Origin of the sequence: Mesorhizobium sp. M6A.T.Cr.TU.017.01.1.1 (assembly GCF_004023115.1) — a bacterium.
In the GTDB taxonomy this organism is placed as follows: domain Bacteria; phylum Pseudomonadota; class Alphaproteobacteria; order Rhizobiales; family Rhizobiaceae; genus Mesorhizobium; species Mesorhizobium mediterraneum.
Window position 1 is genome coordinate 59,266 of the sequence record NZ_RZTA01000019.1, and the last position, 20,240, is coordinate 79,505.

At 60.9% G+C, this 20,240-nt stretch carries 20 protein-coding genes; 9 read left to right on the plus strand and 11 right to left on the minus strand.

All coding sequences use genetic code 11. The annotated features are described in order from the left end of the window. Positions 1–41: 41 nt before the first annotated feature. The 10 genes from EOB36_RS08875 to EOB36_RS08915 all read right to left on the minus strand — a co-directional run bounded on the left by EOB36_RS08875 (position 42) and on the right by EOB36_RS08915 (position 8,725). Positions 42–986, minus strand: a complete 945-nt coding sequence (locus tag EOB36_RS08875; protein WP_128284695.1) for a lipid kinase — start codon at positions 984–986, stop codon at positions 42–44. Between the two features lie 251 nt (positions 987–1,237). Next, positions 1,238–2,161, minus strand: coding sequence for a branched-chain amino acid ABC transporter permease (locus EOB36_RS08880; protein WP_245458253.1), 924 nt, complete (start codon positions 2,159–2,161; stop codon positions 1,238–1,240). A 59-nt stretch (positions 2,162–2,220) separates the two neighbouring features. Then, complete coding sequence (locus EOB36_RS08885) at positions 2,221–3,108, minus strand: branched-chain amino acid ABC transporter permease (RefSeq protein ID WP_095486284.1); 888 nt, start codon at positions 3,106–3,108, stop codon at positions 2,221–2,223. Positions 3,109–3,177: 69 nt separating this feature from the next. Then, complete coding sequence (locus EOB36_RS08890; RefSeq protein ID WP_095486285.1) at positions 3,178–4,374, minus strand: ABC transporter substrate-binding protein; 1,197 nt, start codon at positions 4,372–4,374, stop codon at positions 3,178–3,180. A 47-nt stretch (positions 4,375–4,421) separates the two neighbouring features. Beyond that, positions 4,422–5,168 carry an ABC transporter ATP-binding protein gene (locus tag EOB36_RS08895; RefSeq protein ID WP_127288811.1) on the minus strand — a complete coding sequence of 249 codons (747 nt, stop codon included), beginning with the start codon at positions 5,166–5,168 and terminating at the stop codon, positions 4,422–4,424. Continuing rightward, a complete protein-coding gene (locus EOB36_RS08900; RefSeq protein WP_095486287.1) occupies positions 5,161–5,916 on the minus strand; it encodes an ABC transporter ATP-binding protein in 756 nt (251 codons plus the stop codon). Before EOB36_RS08900 ends, EOB36_RS08895 begins: the two co-directional genes overlap by 8 nt. A 701-nt stretch (positions 5,917–6,617) precedes the next feature. Beyond that, positions 6,618–6,791: a hypothetical protein gene (locus EOB36_RS34330; RefSeq protein WP_164547015.1), complete on the minus strand. Its 174-nt coding sequence runs from the start codon at positions 6,789–6,791 to the stop codon at positions 6,618–6,620. A gap of 32 nt (positions 6,792–6,823) precedes the next feature. Next, positions 6,824–7,951: a WD40 repeat domain-containing protein gene (locus tag EOB36_RS08905; protein ID WP_095486289.1), complete on the minus strand. Its 1,128-nt coding sequence runs from the start codon at positions 7,949–7,951 to the stop codon at positions 6,824–6,826. A 14-nt stretch (positions 7,952–7,965) separates the two neighbouring features. Then, positions 7,966–8,277, minus strand: coding sequence for a hypothetical protein (locus EOB36_RS08910; protein WP_127204199.1), 312 nt, complete (start codon positions 8,275–8,277; stop codon positions 7,966–7,968). Between the two features lie 34 nt (positions 8,278–8,311). Next, positions 8,312–8,725: a hypothetical protein gene (locus EOB36_RS08915; protein WP_245467697.1), complete on the minus strand. Its 414-nt coding sequence runs from the start codon at positions 8,723–8,725 to the stop codon at positions 8,312–8,314. A gap of 610 nt (positions 8,726–9,335) precedes the next feature. Between EOB36_RS08915 and EOB36_RS08920 the strand changes: the two genes are divergently transcribed. The 9 genes from EOB36_RS08920 to EOB36_RS08960 all read left to right on the plus strand — a co-directional run bounded on the left by EOB36_RS08920 (position 9,336) and on the right by EOB36_RS08960 (position 19,042). Then, complete coding sequence (locus EOB36_RS08920) at positions 9,336–11,003, plus strand: aromatic/alkene/methane monooxygenase hydroxylase/oxygenase subunit alpha (RefSeq protein WP_095486586.1); 1,668 nt, start codon at positions 9,336–9,338, stop codon at positions 11,001–11,003. A gap of 51 nt (positions 11,004–11,054) precedes the next feature. Then, positions 11,055–12,116, plus strand: coding sequence for a 2Fe-2S iron-sulfur cluster binding domain-containing protein (locus EOB36_RS08925; RefSeq protein ID WP_095486291.1), 1,062 nt, complete (start codon positions 11,055–11,057; stop codon positions 12,114–12,116). 49 nt (positions 12,117–12,165) lie between these two features. Next, on the plus strand, positions 12,166–13,224 hold the full coding sequence (locus EOB36_RS08930; protein WP_095486292.1) for an aromatic/alkene monooxygenase hydroxylase subunit beta: 1,059 nt from the start codon (positions 12,166–12,168) through the stop codon (positions 13,222–13,224). Positions 13,225–13,241: 17 nt separating this feature from the next. Further along, positions 13,242–13,613 carry an MmoB/DmpM family protein gene (locus EOB36_RS08935; RefSeq protein WP_095486293.1) on the plus strand — a complete coding sequence of 124 codons (372 nt, stop codon included), beginning with the start codon at positions 13,242–13,244 and terminating at the stop codon, positions 13,611–13,613. A gap of 76 nt (positions 13,614–13,689) precedes the next feature. Then, positions 13,690–14,712, plus strand: coding sequence for an amidohydrolase family protein (locus tag EOB36_RS08940; protein ID WP_095486294.1), 1,023 nt, complete (start codon positions 13,690–13,692; stop codon positions 14,710–14,712). A 5-nt stretch (positions 14,713–14,717) separates the two neighbouring features. Then, positions 14,718–15,515, plus strand: coding sequence for an iron-sulfur cluster assembly protein (locus EOB36_RS08945; RefSeq protein ID WP_095486295.1), 798 nt, complete (start codon positions 14,718–14,720; stop codon positions 15,513–15,515). Between the two features lie 76 nt (positions 15,516–15,591). Then, complete coding sequence (locus tag EOB36_RS08950; RefSeq protein WP_095486296.1) at positions 15,592–17,223, plus strand: molecular chaperone GroEL; 1,632 nt, start codon at positions 15,592–15,594, stop codon at positions 17,221–17,223. 38 nt (positions 17,224–17,261) lie between these two features. Next, positions 17,262–18,305, plus strand: a complete 1,044-nt coding sequence (locus EOB36_RS08955; protein ID WP_095486297.1) for an NAD(P)-dependent alcohol dehydrogenase — start codon at positions 17,262–17,264, stop codon at positions 18,303–18,305. Positions 18,306–18,538: 233 nt separating this feature from the next. Continuing rightward, a complete protein-coding gene (locus EOB36_RS08960; RefSeq protein WP_126103113.1) occupies positions 18,539–19,042 on the plus strand; it encodes a DUF1097 domain-containing protein in 504 nt (167 codons plus the stop codon). 88 nt (positions 19,043–19,130) lie between these two features. Here the strand turns inward: EOB36_RS08960 and EOB36_RS08965 are convergent. Next, on the minus strand, positions 19,131–20,240 hold a 1,110-nt coding region (locus tag EOB36_RS08965; protein WP_164897482.1), incomplete at its 5' end, for a sigma 54-interacting transcriptional regulator.

The window sequence follows — 20,240 nt, forward strand, 5'->3', positions numbered from 1 at the left end:
AACTTTAGGGTTGAAGTCGAATCGCCGAAGCGGAAGACTGATCACCCGCTATTTGCGCTGACCGCATCACGAAGCATTTTGGTGCGGGGCTGCAGGCGCGCGACGGCCGGCGCGAAGACCGAAATGGCCTTCGGGTGGACCTTGAAATGCGCCGGCGTCGAGGTGACGATCTCACCGTCAGTGTTCACCGGCATCGGCCTTTTCGTCTCGATGTCGAACTCGACGCATCTGGCCGTGCGAACCTCGCTCCAGGCGCCGTGTGTGCCTGAGCGGAACGAGCGCAGCATAAGCGCCATTTTCCAGAGACTCGTCATTTCCAGGCTGTACAGGTCGAGATGGCCGTCATCGATCTCCGCCGTCTCCTCGACGACGTTGCCGCCGCCATAGTGCCGGCCGTTGCCGACCGCTATCTGGTAGGTCTCGACTTCGGTCGTTACGCCCTTTTCGGTAATCCTTGCTTCGAAGTGGCCAGCCTTGGTCAACACTTTCATAGCCGCCAAGGCATAGCCAAACCTGCCGAAACGCTTCTTCAGCGCCGGATCGAGACCCTGGGCAAGGTCGGTGCTGATGCCGATGCTCGCAACGTTGAAGAAAGCGTGACCATTGACGGTCCCGACATCGATCAGACGCCTTCCGCCCTGTACAATCACGTCGGCAGCCTTCAGCAGATCCAACGGTATTTCGAGGGTGCGCGCCAGATCGTTCGCCGTCCCCATCGGAATGATGCCCATAGGCAGCCCGCTTTCCATGGCCGCGACCGCAGCCGAGGACACCGAGCCATCGCCGCCGCACACGATCACAAGGTCGGCCCTATGGCGAAGGCGCACGATGTCGCGTGCTATCTCGGGCAGCGCCTCAAACGTCTCGACGGTGACGCGAAGCCCACCGGCCTGCAGCCGCTCGACGACCGGTGCCATAGATTCCTGCCCGCGTCGCGCCTTTGAATTGACGAGCAGAAGCGCGCGTCTGGTCGTGATTTCGTTCATGCGGCGTAGATAGGGTGCTTGCCTGCGGATTACGACGCCAACAGGCGCGCCTGGGAAGACCCAGAGTTGAATTTTCGTAACAGCCCGAATTGCTGGTTGTCACATCCGATCAGGAATCGGCACAGTTGAGGACGCTGTGTGCACGTATCCACCGCGGCCAACTTGGCCGAACCTGACGCTCAAACATCCTTCGTAGGTCGACTTCTCAATCTCGACCGTCGATCAATCGAAATTTAGGTTTCATGACCTGTTCAGAGCGGTTTCCCGATCCATTTTGCCAGGATGCCAACGACGCCCTCCCGGAACAACAGCACTGCGACAACGAAGATGGTGCCCTGGGCGATCGTGACCCAGTCGCCAAATGTCGCGAGGTAATTCTGCATCGTGACGATAACTGCCGCGCCGACGATAGGTCCGAACACCGTGCCCATGCCACCCAAGAGCGTCATCAGCACGACCTCGCCGGACATGGTCCAGTAGACGTCGGTAAGTGACGCCAATTGGAACACGATCGCCTTGGTTGCGCCGGCAACGCCGGCGAGCGCGGCTGACAACACGAATACGGTGAGCTTGTAGCGGTTGACCCGATAGCCCAGCGATATCGCGCGGGGCTCGTTCTCGCGGATCGCCTTCAACACCTGCCCAAACGGCGAATGGATGATCCGGTAGATCAGCAATATGCCGGCGAAAAAGATGGCGAGCACGAAGAAATAGAGCAATTCGTTTGAGCGCAGGTCGATCAGCCCAAACAAATAGCCGCGCGGGACGGCCTGGATGCCGTCCTCACCGCCGGTAAACGCCGCCTGCAGCGAGAAGAAATAGACCATCTGCGCAAAAGCCAGCGTCACCATGGCGAAATAGATGCCGTGGCGGCGAATGGCGAGGGAGCCGATGGCGAGACCGAGCACGGCTGCCACCAACGTGCCCGCGATAATGGCAAGTTCGGGCGTCAAACCCCACACCTTTGCCGCATGGGCCGAGACGTAGCTCGCCATGCCGAAATAGGCAGCGTGGCCAAAGGATAGGAGCCCGCCATAGCCGAGCAACAGGTTGAAGGCGCAGGCAAACAGCGCGAAGCACAGCACCTTCATGACAAAGATCGGATAGAACAGAAAAGGCGCGGCGATGAGGAAGACGAAAAGCGCGGCGAAGATCGCAAGGTGATGGCGTGGCATGCCGGCGGCGCCAACGGACGTGACGGCCGTCATGGCAATCGGGTTGGTGTCGGTTACCATCACGCGCTCCGCCCAAACAGGCCGGCGGGCTTGACCAGCAGCACCAGCGCCATGATGACAAAGATCACCACGGCCGAGCCTTCCGGATAGAACACGCGGGTCAGACCTTCGATCAGCCCAAGCCCGAAACCGGTGAGGATCGAGCCCAGGATCGAGCCCATGCCGCCGATGACGACGACGGCGAAGACGACGATGATCAGGTCTGCGCCCATGTTCGGATTGACTGCGTATATCGGTGCGGCGAGCACGCCGGCGAAACCGGCGAGTGCGACGCCGAAACCATATGTGAGCGTGACCAGCAGCGGCACGTTGATGCCGAACGCACCGACCATGGTCGGGTTCTCGGTCGCTGCCCTGAGATAGGCGCCAAGTCGGGTCTTTTCGATGATGAACCAGGTCGCGAGGCACACGATGAGTGAGGCCACAATCACCCAGGCGCGCGAATTGGGCAGGTACATGAAGCCGAGATTGTGCCCCCCCGTTAGAAGCGGCGGCGGCGGGTAGGGCAGGCCAGATACGCCGAAAAACTGGCGGAAGAAGCCGACGATGATCAGCGCCAGGCCGAAGGTGAGCAGCAGCCCGTAGAGATGGTCGAGGTGATAGAGCCGTCGGATCAACACGCGCTCGAGCACGATGCCGGTGAGGCCGACGATCGGCGGAACGATGAACACAGCCCACCAGTAACTGACGCCGAGATAGTTGAGCAGCATCCAGGCGCCGAAGGCGCCCAGCATGTACTGCGCACCATGCGTGAAATTGATGATGTTCAAGAGACCGAAGATGACCGCCAGCCCGAGGCTCAAAACCGCATAGAAGGACCCATTGATCAGCCCGAGCAGCAATTGGCCGAACAGGACCTGTGGCGGAATTCCAAGGAGTTCGAACATGGTCGCTCCAGTTGACTTGTCGACGAGAGGACGCGCCGAGCGGTTCGGCGCGTCGTTGGCGAGGCCCGCTTATTTGACGAGCGGACAGCCGCCGTCGGCGAGCGGGCGGAACGCCTTGTCGGCCGGAATTGTGGCCACGGTCTCGAAATAATCCCATGCCCCCTTCGATTGGTCCGGCTTCTTGACGCGGAATAGGTACATCTCGTGCAGCTTGCGCCCGTCCGCGCGGATCGTACCCTTGCCAAACAGCGGATCGTCCGTCGGCATTTCCTTCATCTTGGCCATCACCTTGGCCGCATCCTTGTCGCCAACGGCCTCGACGGCCTTAAGGTAATGCAGCACCGAAGCGTAGACTCCGGCCTCGATCATCGAAGGCTTCTGTCCGCTGTTCCGCTCCTGGAAGCGGGCAGAGAATTCACGCGTCTGATCGTTCTTGTCCCAGTAGAATGCGCCGGTGAGCACGAGGCCTTGCGCCACTTCGAGGCTCAGCGCATGCACGTCATTGATAAACATCAAAAGGGCGGCGAGCGATTGGCCGCCCTGCGTGATGCCGAATTCCGACGCCTGCTTGACCGCGTTGATGGTGTCGCCGCCGGCATTGGCGAGGCCGACGACCTTGGCACCCGACCCTTGCGCCTGCAGCAGGAAGGACGAGAAATCCTGGCCGGGGAAAGGATGACGCACGGCGCCGAGAACCTTGCCGCCCGATGCTTCCACGACCGCCGACGTATCGCGCTCGAGCGCATGGCCGAAGGCATAGTCGGCTGTGACGAAGAACCATGTATCGCCACCCTGCGCGACCATCGCCGAACCCGTGCCGTTGGCAAGCGCCCAGGTGTCGTAGGTCCAGTGGACGGTGTTGGGCGAACAGGCCTTGCCGGTGAGGTCGGACGAGGCCGGACCCGAGGCGAGGAAGATCTTGTTCTTCTCCTTGGTGATCTCGTTGACGGCGAGCGCCACCGACGAGGTTGGCACGTCGGCGATCACGTCGACATTTTCGGTGTCGTACCACTGGCGGGCGATGTTCGAGCCGACGTCCGGCTTGTTCTGGTGGTCCGCGGAGACGATCGATACGTTGATGCCCTTGTCGGTCGCCTTGAAGTCTTCCGCCGCCATCTGGGCCGCGATGACCGAGCCTTCGCCGGCGATGTCTGCATAGATGCCGGAACGGTCATTCAGAACGCCGATCTTGACATCCGTGGCGTAGGCTGCGCCGGCCGACAAAAGGCTCGCCAGTGAAGCCAGAATGAACCCTGTTGCTTTCATCACTACTCTCCTCCGATTGCGGCGCGACGCGCCCGTTGATGGCTGTCTCAGACACCGAGATAGGCGTGCAGCTTGTCAATGTTGGCGTCGAGTTCGCGGTTGGGAATCATGTCGATCACGCGCCCCTGCTCCACCACGTAATGACGGTCCGCCACCAATGCGGCGAAATGAAAATTCTGTTCGACGAGCACGATCGTGAATCCCTCGTCCTTGAGCCGGGCAATGGTGCGGCCGATCTGCTGCACGATGACGGGCGCAAGCCCCTCGGTCGGCTCGTCGAGCAGCAACAGCTTCGCGCCCGTCCGCAAGATCCGGCCAATGGCGAGCATCTGTTGTTCGCCGCCCGAAAGCTTGGTGCCTTGGCTCGAAAGCCGCTCCTTCAGGTGCGGGAAGAGCTCGAAAATCTGCTCGACGGTGAGCCCGCCGGGGCGCACCTGCGGCGGCAGCATTAAATTCTCCTCGACCGAGAGGCTTGAGAAGATTGCGCGCTCCTCCGGGCAGTAGGCGATGCCCATCCGTGCGATCAACCGCGACGGCAGCTTGATCGTCTCCCGGCCGTCGTAGGTGACCGATCCCGAGCGCCTGGACAGGATGCCCATGACCGCCTTCAGCGTCGTCGTCTTGCCGGCGCCGTTGCGGCCGAGCAGCGTCACCACTTCGCCTTCGCCAACCTCGAAACTCAGGCCGTGAAGCACATGGCTCTCGCCGTACCAGCCCTGCAGGCCATCGACACGCAGGAGGGGTCTCGCCGAGGGGGCAGCAGCCGGCCTGCTCGTAAGTCCAACTTCAGACATGTCCGGCCCCGATATAGGCTTCGATAACACGCGGATCTTTGGAAACCGCGGCATAGTCGCCTTCGGCGAGGACTTTGCCGCGCGCGAGCACGGTGATGCGGTTCGACAGCGAGGCTACGACCGACAGATTGTGCTCAACCATCAAAATAGTGCGGTTCTTGGAGATGCGCCGGATCAGCGCCGAGATCCGCTCGATGTCTTCTTGCGCCATGCCGGCCATAGGCTCATCGAGCAGCAGCATTTCAGGGTTCAGCGCCAGCGTCGTCGCGATCTCAAGCGCGCGCTTGCGGCCGTAGGACAGATCGCTAGCGCGGATATCGGAAAACTCGGTCAGGCCGACATCGGCGAGAAGAGCCGCGGCCTCGCTATTGAATGTGGACAGCAGTTTCTCGGAACGCCAGAAATCGAAACTGTCGCCGCGCCGGCGCTGCAGCGCGATGCGGACATTCTCCAGTGCCGTCATGTGCGGAAACACCGCCGATATCTGGAAGGAGCGCACAAGGCCCAAGCGCGCGATGTCGGCTGGTTGCATCCTGGTGATGTCCCGGCCCTGGTAGCGGATTGCGCCGCGCGTCGGCTGGAGGAATTTGGTCAGCAAGTTGAAGAGGGTCGTCTTGCCTGCGCCGTTGGGGCCGATCAGCGCGTGGATCGATCCTCGCTCGACCGTCAGGTCGACATTATTGACAGCGACGAAACCCTTAAATTCCTTAGTCAATCCCACTGCTTCGAGGATCGCTCCGGAATTCATGCGCGGGAGCCTTCGCCCGTCATCGACGTGAAACGTGGAACCGCGCTGCGAGGCTGTCCGCCCCCAGGGTGACTTCCATGGTTTCCTCCCGTGGCACTCCCACCCGCAACAAACGACCTAATGCACATCGCGTCAAGGCTGCAATTTTTCAGAAGGCTCGAACTTCGTGAAACGCTCAGTCACTGTCCTTGGCACAGGATTGCCTGGAGAAGCTGGCGAGCGGTTGGTATCACATCCGATCGGGAGGCAAATTGACCGCAGTCAACCTCGATATCCCGATCTCATCCGCGACGCGCTAGTGCGGGGTTAAGTCCAATGATGCCATTGAGAGCCTTCTGGTTCGGATCGTTCGCCTGCACCGCCGCAGCATCAATGTCGAAAACGTAGCAAATCCAGCTCAGTCGCTGGCGATCGTGCGATGTGGGCCTTGGACAGCACGGCTGCGGTCACGCGCCTATCAGCATCAAGCCCATTACCGATCGTGCGACATTGGCCGCAGGAAAGGGCTCGACGTTATCAAATCCAAGTGCGCTACGTGATCCGTAACTAAGATATAAATTCCATTGATATGGAATGTAGCGCGCGGGCATGGCGTGTTGGGAGTCAGCGAGTGTCTCGCAATCAAGACGCCCGCAAGCCATGGCCTCGCCTGAAGCTCCTTCGAAGCTATGGCTTACGAGCGAAACTGGTTGGTCAGGAGCCTAGTTGGTCTTCAACTGGCCGACACGGTTTTCGGCAATCCAGCGGGCGGCAAGCACCAATGCTCCCATACTGAAATCCTTGCCATGCTTGGCCACCATTTCTTCCGACAGTTTGGCGAGCCGGTCGAAAAATTCGTCCTTGCTCTCGTCCTCGGGGGTGGGTTCGGTTTGCATTTGGTGCTCCTGTTGCATGCGGCCTGCCTTTGCTATTTGAACATCGACGCGGGAAAGGTGACGATCGCGGCGGTGCCGTCGACGGTGCCCACCGCCAGGTGCTGTCCGTCACTGGACCAGGCAAGCGCGGTCACCGCGCTGCCCAGGGGTCTGACGAGGAGTTCGTCCCGCGCGCCGATCTGGGCGATGGTGATCCGACCGTTGGCATAGCCGGCCGCAATCAGTTTTTTCTCCGGGTGCGCAGCCACTGTCTCGACCGGAACCAGCCCGGCGCGACCAGTCTCCAGCGCGCCGGAGATTTCGCCGTCAAGTGGCGGCGCGGTCATCGACCAGCCGGCGATCCGGAAGGCGCCCGATGCAAACAGCGCATTCTCCGGCAGGCTCCAGCACACCGTCCGGACCGGGGATGGAAATCCCGCGATAATGCCAGTGCGGCCATCGGCTATGCACACCAGGGCAAAGCCTCCGGCTTCGAGCCCACAGGCCAGCCAGGTGCCGTCGCCACTCCAGCGGATCGATATCGGACGCGCTGAAAAGGCGATATCGCGTATCAGGGTGGTGTCGCCATCGACCATCCAGATCGACAATCCGTCGTCCAGGCTATGGGCGAGGCGCCTTCCGCCTGGCGAAAAGGCAAGCGCATCCGTGGACGGTGTCGTACCGTGTCGCAGTCGCACCGCATCGCCTTGGCCTCGTGCCAGGAAGACATCCTGCCCGTTGCTGACGGCTGTGATGGCTGTGCGGGGGCTGTGGTCGACGGCGACGACCGGCCCGTCGATCTTGACCAGCGTCTCCATCACATTGCCGTCCGCGGCCAGATGCACCGCTTCGCCAGCCGCCGTTCCAACGAGGAAGCCGGAGGAAAGGTAGTTGGCGAGCGGAACGTCGCCATCTCCCAACACAGCAGTGGCTATCAATGGCAACGGAAATTTTTCCCTTGGGCGGATCGTCGTCTGGCCGAGATCGCCGCTCACCCTGATCCGCGACTGCGGCGGTTCCTGGTCGGCGACCGCGGCTATGGCGACCGTTCCATCGACGCAGGCGAAGGCGACAGTCGAGTCATCGGCGCTAAAGCGCAGATCGGCGATCGCCGACGGACGACGCCAGCTTCTCGCCAGCAGGTCGAACAAGGTCAGGTTCTGTATCGCGTGCTGGTTCATGGCGATTCCCTTCGTCAGTTTCCATCCGTCGCCGCGAGGCTGCGATCGACGTCCTCGACGTCACCTTCCGCGGCGACGATGCTGTCCTCACATGCCGCGCATTCGTGCATAACTGCCGCGGCTCTCTCCTGCGCTTCATGCAAGTCCCGCACCAGTTGCGCGCTGACGCCGTTCCTGCCGATTTCGAGCTCCAGGCGCAGCACTTCCATCTCGATACCGGCGCGTTTCTGATTGAGCCGAAGCGCCTCGGCAGTGAGCGCGGAGACGTTGGCGACGAGATCGAGCCGGCGGGCGAGCAACGCGTCACGCCTGGTAGTTTGGCCCATCGGGTCCTCCTGTCATTTTTCGCCCAGCCATCGGTCAGGCAGGCTTTTCGAAAGCCGACAGCAATTTGGGCAATGTTCCGGCCTGCGAATGGAACTGTCTTTCAGCCGTTTCGATGTGGCTCTTGAGCTGATCCCAGATGTCGACCCGGATCATCGAAGTCGTATCGCCGGTGAGGCGCTCGATCTCGTCGACGCGGAACTGGCGTGACAGCGAAACGCCGGAAAACACGAATTCCCGCAACAGAATCGCGTGGTTCTCGATGAACAGATGGATCATCGGATGCGTTTCCGTGGTGACGCCGCCGGCGGCAAGCTCGGCCCGGATGAAGTCCTGGAAGTGGCTCTGGAGGCGATGTTGGCTCTCGCCCATGAAGCGCATCACAAAGACCAGATCGCGGGGCATCAGCCTGACAAGTTCGCCGGTGACGCCATCGGCTTGGCTGGACATTGGCTCGGGCGGTCTTCGGCTGTCTTTATCGTTCGGCACGGTCTCTCTCCAGCGCGAGGCCCGTCCATGGGCCGTCGCCTTCAAATAGTAGAGAAAGACGAAGAATTGAATAGATGATATTTGTTTTCGAACTTGCTGCATCTGCGAACTAGACGTATTGCAATTGCGAATAGATATTAGATATTACAGGCGTACGTTACAACTGTAAAAGAACGTTACATTTGGCTATCTGCCCGTATGCCGAAAGAGCAGCGATTTTGTTTTGAGCCCTTGCCATGGGTGCTATTTTCAAATTGGCACGGCGCTTGCTTTGTACATTTCCACAAGAAGCCCATCGCGCTTTGACGCGGTGCCAAAAGAACGAAGGAACGGAGGAAGCAGGGACAAGTCACGTCCGCTTCGATACGCCCATCGCACATGCGGTTGGCGCTGCGGGCCCTGCCAGCCGCCTAACACCTTTGCCGCGATTCACTTGAACGGCCGGACCATGAGTCGCGCCTGATGCGCAACCCTTTGTCGTGCCGCTCGCATTCTCACTGGCGGTGCTGTGCCGCCGCTTCATGCCGGGGTCAAGGGACCTGCGGCTCAAACCTGGTGGAGGCTTATGACCATGACGTCTCTGACGCTCAACAAGATTACCTCGCAACGCGGAATCTCCGTGGGCGAGGCAACCAAGAAGATTGCCGATCTCGGCTGGAACCCTTCCTACGTCCAGGAAGCGATGACGTTTCCGACGGACTACAAGATCAACAAGACGCCGCGCGACCCGATGAAACAGGTTCTGCGATCCTACTTCCCGATGCAGGAAGAGAAGGACAATCGTGTCTACGGTGCGCTCGACGCGGCGTTGCGCGGCGACATGTTCCGCAATGTGGAACCGCGCTGGGTCGAGTGGATGAAACTCTTCCTTGCGATCATTCCGTTCCCGGAAATTTCTGCTGCCCGCTCGATGGCGATGGTCGCCCGTATCGCGCCGGGCGAGGAGCTCAGAACCGGCTTCACCATGCAGATGATCGACGAGTTCCGCCACTCGACGATCCAGATGAACCTGAAGAAATGGTACATGGAAAACTACATCGATCCGGCCGGCTTCGACATCACCGAGGAAGCCTTCGGAAAATGCTACGCCACGACCATCGGCCGGCAGTTCGCGGAAGGCTTCATCACCGGCGACACCATGACCGCCGCCTGCATGTACCTGACCGTGGTCGCCGAGACCGCCTTCACCAACACGCTGTTTGTCGCCATGCCTTCGGAAGCCGCCCGTAACGGCGACTATGCGCTGCCGACCGTTTTTTTGTCGGTCCAGTCCGATGAGAGCCGGCATATCGGCAATGGCCATTCGCTGCTGATGGCGGCGCTCAAGGAGCCGGAAAACCACCTGCTGCTCGAGCGCGACCTGCGCTACGCCTTCTGGCAAAACCACGCGATCGTCGATGCAGCCATCGGCACCTTCATCGAATACGGCACCACCAACCGCGACAAGAACAAGGAGTCCTACGCGGAAATGTGGCACCGCTGGATCTATGAGGACTACTACCGCACCTACATGCTGCCGCTCGAGAAATACGGCATCAAGGTCCATCACGACGACGTCCAGGCGGCCTGGGAACGCATCACCAAGAAGAACTACGTCCACAAGGTCGGACAGTTCTTCGCGGTCGGCTGGCCGGTCAATTTCTGGCGTATCGAAGCCCAGACCGACAAGGACTTCGAGTGGTTCGAGCATAAGTATCCGGGCTGGTATGCCGAGTTCGGCGATTTCTGGAAATGGTACGCCAAGCTTAGCCACAAGGGCGAGAAGGTGCTGCTCTTCAACAGCGACGTGGGCTACGTCTATCCACACCGCTGCTGGTCCTGCCTTGTTCCCTGCCTGATCCGCGAAGACATGGTGGTCGGCGAGATCGACGGCCAGTTGCACACCTTCGCCCACGAACTCGACAAGTGGACCGCGACCGTGGCCTTCGCCGACGAGTATGAGGGCCGTCCGACACCCGCGATGGGCCGCTTCAGCGGCAAGCGCGAATGGGAGACGCTCTATGACGGCTGGGATTTGGCCGATGCCATCAAGGACCTGAACTTCGTCCGCTCCGATGGCAAGACGCTCGTACCGCAGCCGCATATGCGCTTCGACGACAAGGAGATGTGGACGTTGGACGACGTGCGCGGCAACACGCTGGGATCGCCGTTGAACGCGCTCCGCGGCATGACGCCGGAAGGACGCGCGCAGCACCTGGCAGACTACGCCAAGGGCTTCACCATCAATCCCTGCAACTGATCAGGCCAAGGGGGCGGGTTCGTCCCGCCCTCTCTTTCATTGGAGGTCCGTATGTCGGAAACCCACACGGTCAGGCTCAGCCCAGTCGGCGTCGAATTCGACGTCGAGCATGGCGAGACGGTGCTCAACGCCGCTTTCCGCCAGGGCATCGCCCTGCCGCACGGCTGCAAGGAAGGGCAATGCTCGGCCTGCAAGAGCGTGTTGCTCGATGGCGAAGTCGACATGCTCAAATACTCGACCTTCGCACTGAACGACATGGAGAAGGAGAGCGGCCACGTCCTTTTGTGCCGCTGCATCGCCTACTCCGATCTGGAAGTCGAGCTTCTCAACTACGACGAGGAGATTTTGGCGAAAGCGATCGCCGTGAAGACGTTCAAGGGCCGGATTGCTCTGATCGAGCACCTGACCCACGACATTCGCGGCATCGAGATCGAACTCGGCTCGCCGATAAAGTTCTGGGCGGGGCAATATGTCGACATCACGGTTACCACGGAAAAGGGGGAGACGATTACGCGCTCGTTCTCCATGGCAAATACGCCGGACCAAACCCAAAAACTCTGCTTCATCATCAAAAAATACCCCGAGGGAAAGTTCTCCGGAGAACTCGATTCCGGAGGAATCAAGCTCGGAGCCGAAGTCACCGTCGTCGGACCCTACGGAACCTGTTTCCGACGCGACGAACGGCAAGGACCCCTGATCCTGGTCGGCGCCGGATCGGGCATGTCGCCGATCTGGTCGATCCTCAACGACCATCTGAAGAGCGGCGAGAAACGCCCTGTCTATTTCTTCTACGGTGCCAGGACGCGCAACGACCTGTTCTATCTCGACAGGATCGCCGAGCTGATCGGTCAGCATTCGGATGTCACTTTCATTCCCGTGCTGTCGCACGCGACTGACGACGCCGAATGGGAAGGCGAACGCGGTTTCGTGCACCAGAGTGTCGACGCCAAGCTCAAGCAATTGGCGGTCGACGGACAGGGCGATGTCCATGCCTGTGGCCCGCCACCGATGATCGATGCGCTTCAGCCGGTTCTGTTCATGAACGGGTTCGAGACGGAGCGGATCTTCTTCGACAAGTTCACCACATCGGCAGGTGCAACACCGGCCCACTGAGGGGCGGCAACGCAACTGCAACCACAACTGCAACAAGGGAGTGAAGACTATGCCAGCTACCTCGAGTTCAGTCGGGTCCGGAGCCGCCGGCGCGGCGATCTTTGCCGACTCCGACAGCCGGAAGTACCGGTATTTCGACCCGAAGGGCCAGCGCGCCACCCACTATGAGGACATGACAGTCGACGTGCAGCCTGACCCGGAGCGTTACCTGATCCAGGACTGGATCATCTCTTTTGCCGACGGCAAGGGCGCTTATGTCAAGCAGAACACCGCCGCTCAGAGCTCCAACTGGCATGCCTTCCGCGCCCCCGATCAGGAGTGGGAACGCACGCACTACCAACGCCAGTCGAAAATCGAGACGATGGTACAGAGCGTCATCAACAACGCCCGCAAGTCGGGGGCGCCTAAGACATTCGACAAGGCCTGGATCAAGATTCTGCAGACGCAGCTCGGCGCCTGGAAGCACGCCGAATTCGGGCTCGGCACCTCGTTGATGCAGGCGCAGCGCTACGGCTACACCCAGATGATCAACAACGCCACGCTGACCAACTCGTCTTACAAGCTGCGGCTTGCCCAGGACATCACGCTCTACCTTGCCGAGATCGGCATGGACCTTCCCGGCTGGGACGACGAACTCGGCAAGACGGCCTGGCTCGAGGACAACAACTGGCAAGGCACCCGCGAAGCGGTCGAGACCATCATGGGCGCGACCGACTATCTCGAACAGTACTTCGCCATCAACATCGTCTTCGAACCGCTGGTCGGGGAAGCATTCCGCTCAGGCTTCCTGATGCAGATCGCCGCCGCAAACCACGACTTCATCACGCCTGCGGTGATCTCGGCAGCCGAGGCCGACTACGAGCGCAATCTCGCCAACACGATCGACCTCATGCACATGCTCGCCAACGACGAGAAGCATGGCGCGGCGAACAAGAAGCTCTTCCAGGGCTGGGTCAAGAAGCACGGCGCGCTCGCCGACAAGGCAGCCATCGGCCTGCAGCCGATCTGGTCGATGCCGCATTCAAAGCCGGTCGCTTTCTCGGATGTCCGTGCCAAGTCCGAGGAACGGATTGATCAGATACTCGGCGAACTTGGCCTCAAGCGCTGACACAGGGAGAAACTGTCATGTCAACTGCAGCACGCGACGCATCGCAATCCAACATTTTCAGGTCGATGAAGGACATCACCTTCGAACAGACGATTTCGCACCAGTGCGGCGTCACCATGAACGACTCGGTGGAAGCCAGGGCCATCGCTGAATTCATGGGCCTGAAGCCGAACGTAACGGTCACCTACCAACCGGCGATGATCCGCATCGATGGCACCGGCAAGCTGATCTTCAAGATGGACGAGATCAGCGAATATCTCGGCCGCGAGATGACGGCGGAAACCTTCGAGGTCAACAGCTCGACCCACTACGGACGGATGGTGCGCATCGACGACAACACCGTGATCCTGTTCGGCAACATGGATGAGATGTTCGAATACATCGAATAGACGCTCCAGAAAATCAGGCGCGCCGCCTGGCTGCGGCGCGCCGAACCGATCAATCGCACATCTTGTGGAGGTAGAAATGTTTAGAACACCAGAAGGCAAGGATATTTTCATTGTCGATGGCCATACCCATTTCTGGGACGGCAGCCCGGAGAACCAGAAAAATATCCACGGCAAGCAGTTCATCGAGTGCTTCTATGCCTATCACACCGGGCTGAGCCCCAAGGACCAGCTGTGGGAGAAGAGCAAGTTCGAGAAGTACAGCGCCGACGATCTCTATCGCGACCTGTTCATCGACGGCCCCGATGATGTGGCGATCGTCCAGTCGACCTATCTCAAGGACTTCTACAAGAACGGCTTCAACACGATCGAGCGCAACGCCGAGGTGGCCAAGCTCTATCCCGAACGGTTCATCGTCAACGGCGCCTTCGATCCGCGCGATGGTGAGAAGGCGCTTGAGTACATCCACTTCCTCAAGGAGACCTACGACGTCAAGGGCGTGAAGATGTACACGGCCGAATGGAACGGGGCTTCCAAGGGCTGGAAGCTCACGGATCCCGATGCCTACAAATGCTTCGAACTCTGCGACAAACTCGGCATCAGGAATATCCATGTCCACAAAGGGCCGACAATCCTGCCGCTCAGCAAGGATGCGTTCGACGTGCATGACGTCGACCATGCGGCGACTGACTTCCAGGGCCTCAACTGGATCATCGAGCATTGCGGCCTGCCGCGCCTCGACGATTTCTGCTGGATCGCAACGCAAGAAACCAACGTCTATGGTGGGCTTGCGGTAGCGCTGCCCTTCATCCATTCGCGCCCGCGCTATTTCGGCGAGGTCATCGCCGAACTGCTTTTCTGGATCGGCCCGGAAAAAATCCTTTTCGGTTCCGACTACGCGATCTGGACGCCGCGCTGGCTGGTCGAGAAGTTCTGGGCCTATCAGATCCCAGAGGACATCGCCGCCGAACGCGGTGTGCAACTGACAGACGAGATCAAGGAGAAGATCCTGGGCCTCAATGCGGCGCGTCTCTACAACATCGACATCGAAGCCAAGAAGACGGCGCTCGCCAGTTCGCCCTTCAGCATCGCGGCGGAGTAGGGGCCATGGCAACTGCCAGCGTTTCCGGCAACCGCGAGAAGGAACTCTGGCGGCGCCTTGGTGAGGTCAACGACCCGGAGCTCGACGAACCGATTACCGAGATGGGCTTCGTCGAGCGGGCCGAAATGACGAGCGATGGCAGTGTGGAGATCGACCTCCGCCTGCCGACCTACTGGTGCTCGCCCAACTTCGCGTTCCTCATGCTGGACGGCGTCCGCAAGGCGCTCGACCAGCTCTCCTGGGCGCCGGCCTATCGCGTCAAGCTGCACGATCACATGTTCGCGGAAGAGGTCAATCGCGGCATGGAAGCCGGCAAGACATTCGGCGATGTCTTCGCCGTACTTGCCGAGGATCAGGATCTTGGCGGCTTGCGTGAGACCTTCAGGATGAAGGCGTTCAAGCGGCGCCAGGAGGCGGTCCTGCGCGGCCTGCGGCAGCACGGCCTGACCGATCGAGAGATCCTCGGCATGGACCTGCCGGCATATGACGTCGCACGGTTCGAACCGGGCGAGGCGGCCAAACAGAAGCCGAGATACAGGGCGGCTCTGCTTGAGCGTTTTCCCGACCGCCAGGCGGATGATCCTGTCTTCGTGACTTGGGAAGGCCAGAAAATACCACCTGCGGCGCTCGGTGCCCATCTCGCCGAACTGCGCGGCGTGCGCATCAACATGGAGTTCAACGGCGCGCTGTGCCGTGGGCTCAAGCAGACCAGATACAAGGAACTGGATGTGGTCGACGGCGAACCGACGCTGGTCGATTTCATCATGGATCGCGTGCCGGCACGAACCGCGCCGACCGCCTGAAGCAGAGCTGAAACAACGGCCTCCCTCGCACGAGGCCCCTAACCAACAACCCGCCCGTAAGGCGGAAGGAGAAACCATGCCCAAAATAATGCTTCACAATTCCGAAGCGCGCCGTGCACTTGCCCGTGGTGTCTTTCGGCTGGCCGCTGCCGTCGAGCCGACACTCGGCCCCAAAGGCATGAACGCCATGATCGACCGGCCGATCGGCACGCCGATGGTGACCCGTGACGGCGTCAGCATTGCCTCCGAGATCGAATTGCACGACCGTTTCGAAAACATGGGCGCGCAGGTCGTGCGCGAAGTGTCGATGCAGACCAATGAGGTCGCCGGCGACGGCACCACGACTGCCATCGTGCTCGCCAATGCGCTCATCCAGGGCGGTGTGGAGGCGAATGAACGAGGCGCGAAACCCGTCGATCTCTGCAAGGGCATCGATCTTGCCGTGGCAGCGGTGGTGGCGGCGCTCAAGGCTTCGGCCAAGCCCGCCAAGGGCAACGGCATTCTCGCTTCGGTCGCCAACATTGCGGCGACCGATACCAAGCTTGGCGCGCTGGTGGCGGAAGCCCATCAGCGGGTAGGGGCCGAAGGCGTCATCACCACTGACTTCAGCGTGACGACCGAGACCACGCTGGATGTGGTCGAGGGCATGTCCTTCGAACGCGGCTATCTTTCGCACCACATGGTCACCGATCAAGAGAAGATGGAGGCTGTTCTCGAACGACCCTACATCCTGATGACCGATCTCAAGATCAAGGAGCCTGAGGCGCTGGATGCGGCTCGTCGCATTGCCGACGAGGCCGGTCGGCCGCTGCTGATCGTGTCCGAGGAAATGTCGCCGGAAGTTGTGGTAACTCTGCTCGGCAAGCACGGACCGGGAAAATACCTCGTGGTCCATCCGCCGGAATATGGCCATTGGCGCAAGGCGATGATGGAGGATCTGGCGATCATCACCGGCGGCAAGGTGATCGCGCGCGACCTCGGCGGCCGGCTGGAGGACATCACCGCCGACGATCTTGGAACGGCTGACCGGGTGAAGACCAGTTCATCCTATACCTCGATCATCCGCGGGGGCGGCGACCATGCGGCAGTCGCATCGCGCCGCGCCCAGGTGCAGCGGCAGTATGAAGCCTCGCCGCCGAACATCGACCAGGACAAGTTGCGCGAACGCCTGGCCAAGCTCTCTGGTGGCACCGCGATCCTTTATGCCGGCGGTGTAACGCCGGTCGAGCAGAAGCGAACCATACAGCTCATCGAGGATTCGCTGAATGCGGTGCGCGCCGCATGCGAAGAGGGCGTGGTTGCCGGTGGCGGCTCGGCGCTTGCCCAGATCGCACCGCTGCTCGACAAGGTGGCGGCCGGCGTCGACGGCGATGTCGCCGAAGGCGTGCGACTAGTGCGGTCGGTGCTGTCGCGGCCGCTGTGGCGTATCGCCGCCAATGCCGGCGCCGATCCCGAGGCAGTCGTGGCGGAAGTCACGCGCATCAACGGCGGCTACGGCTACAACGCTTCTGTCGGCAGCTACCAGAACATGTTCGAGGCAGGGATCATCGATCCGGTCCGCGTCACCTACACAGCACTCGCCAACGCAGCTTCGGTGGCGACGCTGATCCTGACCACCGAAACGCTGATTGGTCATCTCGCCGAGGACGAGGACCCGACGGCCGGACCGGCGCGCGGCGGCGGCTCTGAGAAGCTCGGCCGCGCCTGAAGCAATCCGAACAATCTCGACGTTGAAAGGACACAGGCATGAAAGCCGCCAGACTGTACGAATACGATCCGCAGATGAACGTCCAACTCAAGATCGAGGAGGTCAAGGCACCGACCATCACTGCTCCCGACGAGGTGATCGTGCGGGTGGGTGCCGCCGGCCTGTGCCGCACCGACCTTCACATCATCGAAGGTGTGTGGAAGCCGACCATGGACCCCGAAGGCACGCTGTTGCCCTACATCATGGGCCACGAGAATGCCGGCTGGGTCGAGGAGGTCGGCAGCGGCGTCAGATCGGTCAAGCGCGGCGACGCGGTGATCTGTCACCCGTTTCGCTCGTGCGGCATCTGCCTCAATTGCCGCCATGGCGAGGACATGTACTGCGACAATGGCCAGTTTCCCGGCCTTGGCATGAATGGCGGCTTCGCCGAATATTTCATCACCAGCGAGCGTTCGCTGATCAAGCTGAACGCCAACGTCACGCCGATCGAGGTGGCGCCGCTGGCCGATGCCGGCATCACTGCCTACCGCGCCGCCAAACGCGCCGCGAAGTTGCTCAGGCCAGGGAGTTACTGCGTCCTGCTCGGCATAGGCGGGCTTGGCCATATCGCGCTGCAATCGCTGCACGCGATTTCGGGTTGCCGCATCATCGCAGTCGATCGCGAGCCGGCGGCCCAGGTGCTGGCCAAGGACCTCGGCGCCGACTTTGTCCTCGATGGCGGGCCGAATGTCGTCGAGGAGGTCAGCCAGATCACCGGCGGCGGCGCCCATGTGGTCATCGACTTCGTCGGCGAACTCGGTGTCGAGAACATCTGCTGGAAGATGGTGCGCAAGGGCGGCCAATTGTTCGTCGTCGGCTATGGCGGCACGGTCAACGTGCCGACCGCGCATCTGGTCATCGAGGAGATCAACATCGGCGGCAGCCTCGTCGGCAACTTCACCGAGCTTGTCGAACTGATGGAGTTGAACGCCGATGGCAAGGTGAAGATGCATTACACTGAATACAACCTCGCAAGCATTAACACCGCGCTCGACGATTTCAAGAACCGCCGGTTCACCGGCCGCGGCGTCATCGTGCCGTGAAGCGTCTGGGTCGGGCCTGCACGGAGCAGGCCCGGCGTTTTGGTCCGCGTGCCGACATCGCCGTTTCCGAGTCGGTGTCGCCGAAGAGGCCGGTCTGGCTGCTTGCCAGCGTCGGCAAGCCGTTTTTCCTGAGCGCCGCGGCTGATGCCCTGGCTTTTCCGTATCGGGACGTAAGCGAAGCGTGGTCCTGAAACGAGTTCTTTCTTCGCGGTTTGAAAAAATGGGAGGACAATATGGATCTTATTACAGGATTGGCCGTCGTCATCGGCATTATGGGCGGCATTGCAACGTGGGCAGCGATCACGATAGGCAACCCCTATCTGCTGATCTGGGCGGTATTTGTGGGCTGGGGAAGTTTCTATCACTGTGGCGGCAAGGAAGCCGGGTTCAAGAATTCGGCGCTTGCAAACCTTTGGGGAGCGATCTGCGCCGCAGGCGCGTTGATAGCACTGACGTCGATAGGTGTTACGGCTCTCACGGCCGGCATTTGCGTCGGCGTCTCAATCGTAATCCTGATTCTCGCTGCCAAGCTGCCATTGCTGAGTGCCATTCCATCAGCGGTCTATGGGCTACGCAACGACCGCGGCACTTTTTCTGCTTGGCGCTGCCGCCTATGGCGAGGGTCCAAGCGGCATCAGCAAGGTCGCGGCGGCTGTGGTGATTTCGCTGATCATTGGCAACAGTCTCGGCTACGTTTCCGAGAAACTGACAGCTGCTGTCGTGAAAAGCTGATCTAACCCCCGCTACCGCTTCAGTGATTAACTTTTCCCAATCCCGTGGCGCGAATGCCGCGGGCTTCTTTCGTGCCGGTGACAGGCTCTGATCCTAGATGAAACCGCGCCGGATGCCGTATTGGTCGAGCTTGCGGTAGAGCGTTGGCCGGGAGATGCCGAGCCGCTTCGCGACCCGGCTGAGGTTGCCGCCTTCCGCCGCCAAGGCGTTCTTCATTGCCTGGCGTTCGGCCTCGACGAGCGTGCCTCCCGATTCATGCGCGGGTACACGGCTGTCCGACCCGGCTTCCGATCCAGAGCCGTACGCGGTGATCTCCTCGGGAAGGTTGTGAAGCCCGACGTCGCGGCCGCGCGTCAAGACATGCAGCCGCCCGACGAGGTTTTTCAGTTCGCGTACATTACCCGGCCAACCATAGGCGAGCAGGGCATCGAGTGCTTCGCGCGAGAATTCCAGCGGGTCTTCACCCGCTGCGGTGGCGATCTGCCGGTTGAAATGTTCGATCAGTAGCAGCACATCTTCGCCGCGCTCGCGCAGCGGTGGAACGATGATCGAGACCGCGCCAATTCGATAGTAGAGATCGCGGCGGAAGCGGCCTGCGGCAATTTCCTGCTTGAGATCGCGATTGGTTGAGGCGACCAGGCGCACATCAACCGGGCGACCCCGGCTGTCGCCAATACGGTGGACCACGCGCTCTTCCAGGACACGCAGCAGAAACGGCTGGATCTCGAGTGGCAATTCGCCGATCTCGTCGAGACTGAGGACGCCGCCATTGGCGAGCTCGAAAACGCCCGGTTTGCCTTCGCGCGAGGCGCCGGTAAAGGCGCCGGCGACATGGCCGAACAATTCGCTGCCGAACAGGTCCCTGGTGATCGCTCCGCAATTCATCGCAATGAACGGATCGTTTGCCGCGCGCCGGCTGCCGGCATGGACAAGTCGCGCAAACAGCTCTTTCCCGACGCCTGTTTCGCCTTCGACCAACAGCGATGTCACGCTGCCCGACCGGGCGACGCGGCAGGCGATGTCGATGGCGGCCTGCAGCGCTTCGCTTTCGCCGACGATCATGGCCACAGCATCCTGAAGATGCTTGTTCACTTCCTGGTGGACCACCGCGGTGCTGGAGACGGACGGCACGGAGGGGAACACAAGCGCCGCGCCGCGGTGGTCCACCAGGAAGTGAACAAGCATCTTCAGGATGCTGTGGCC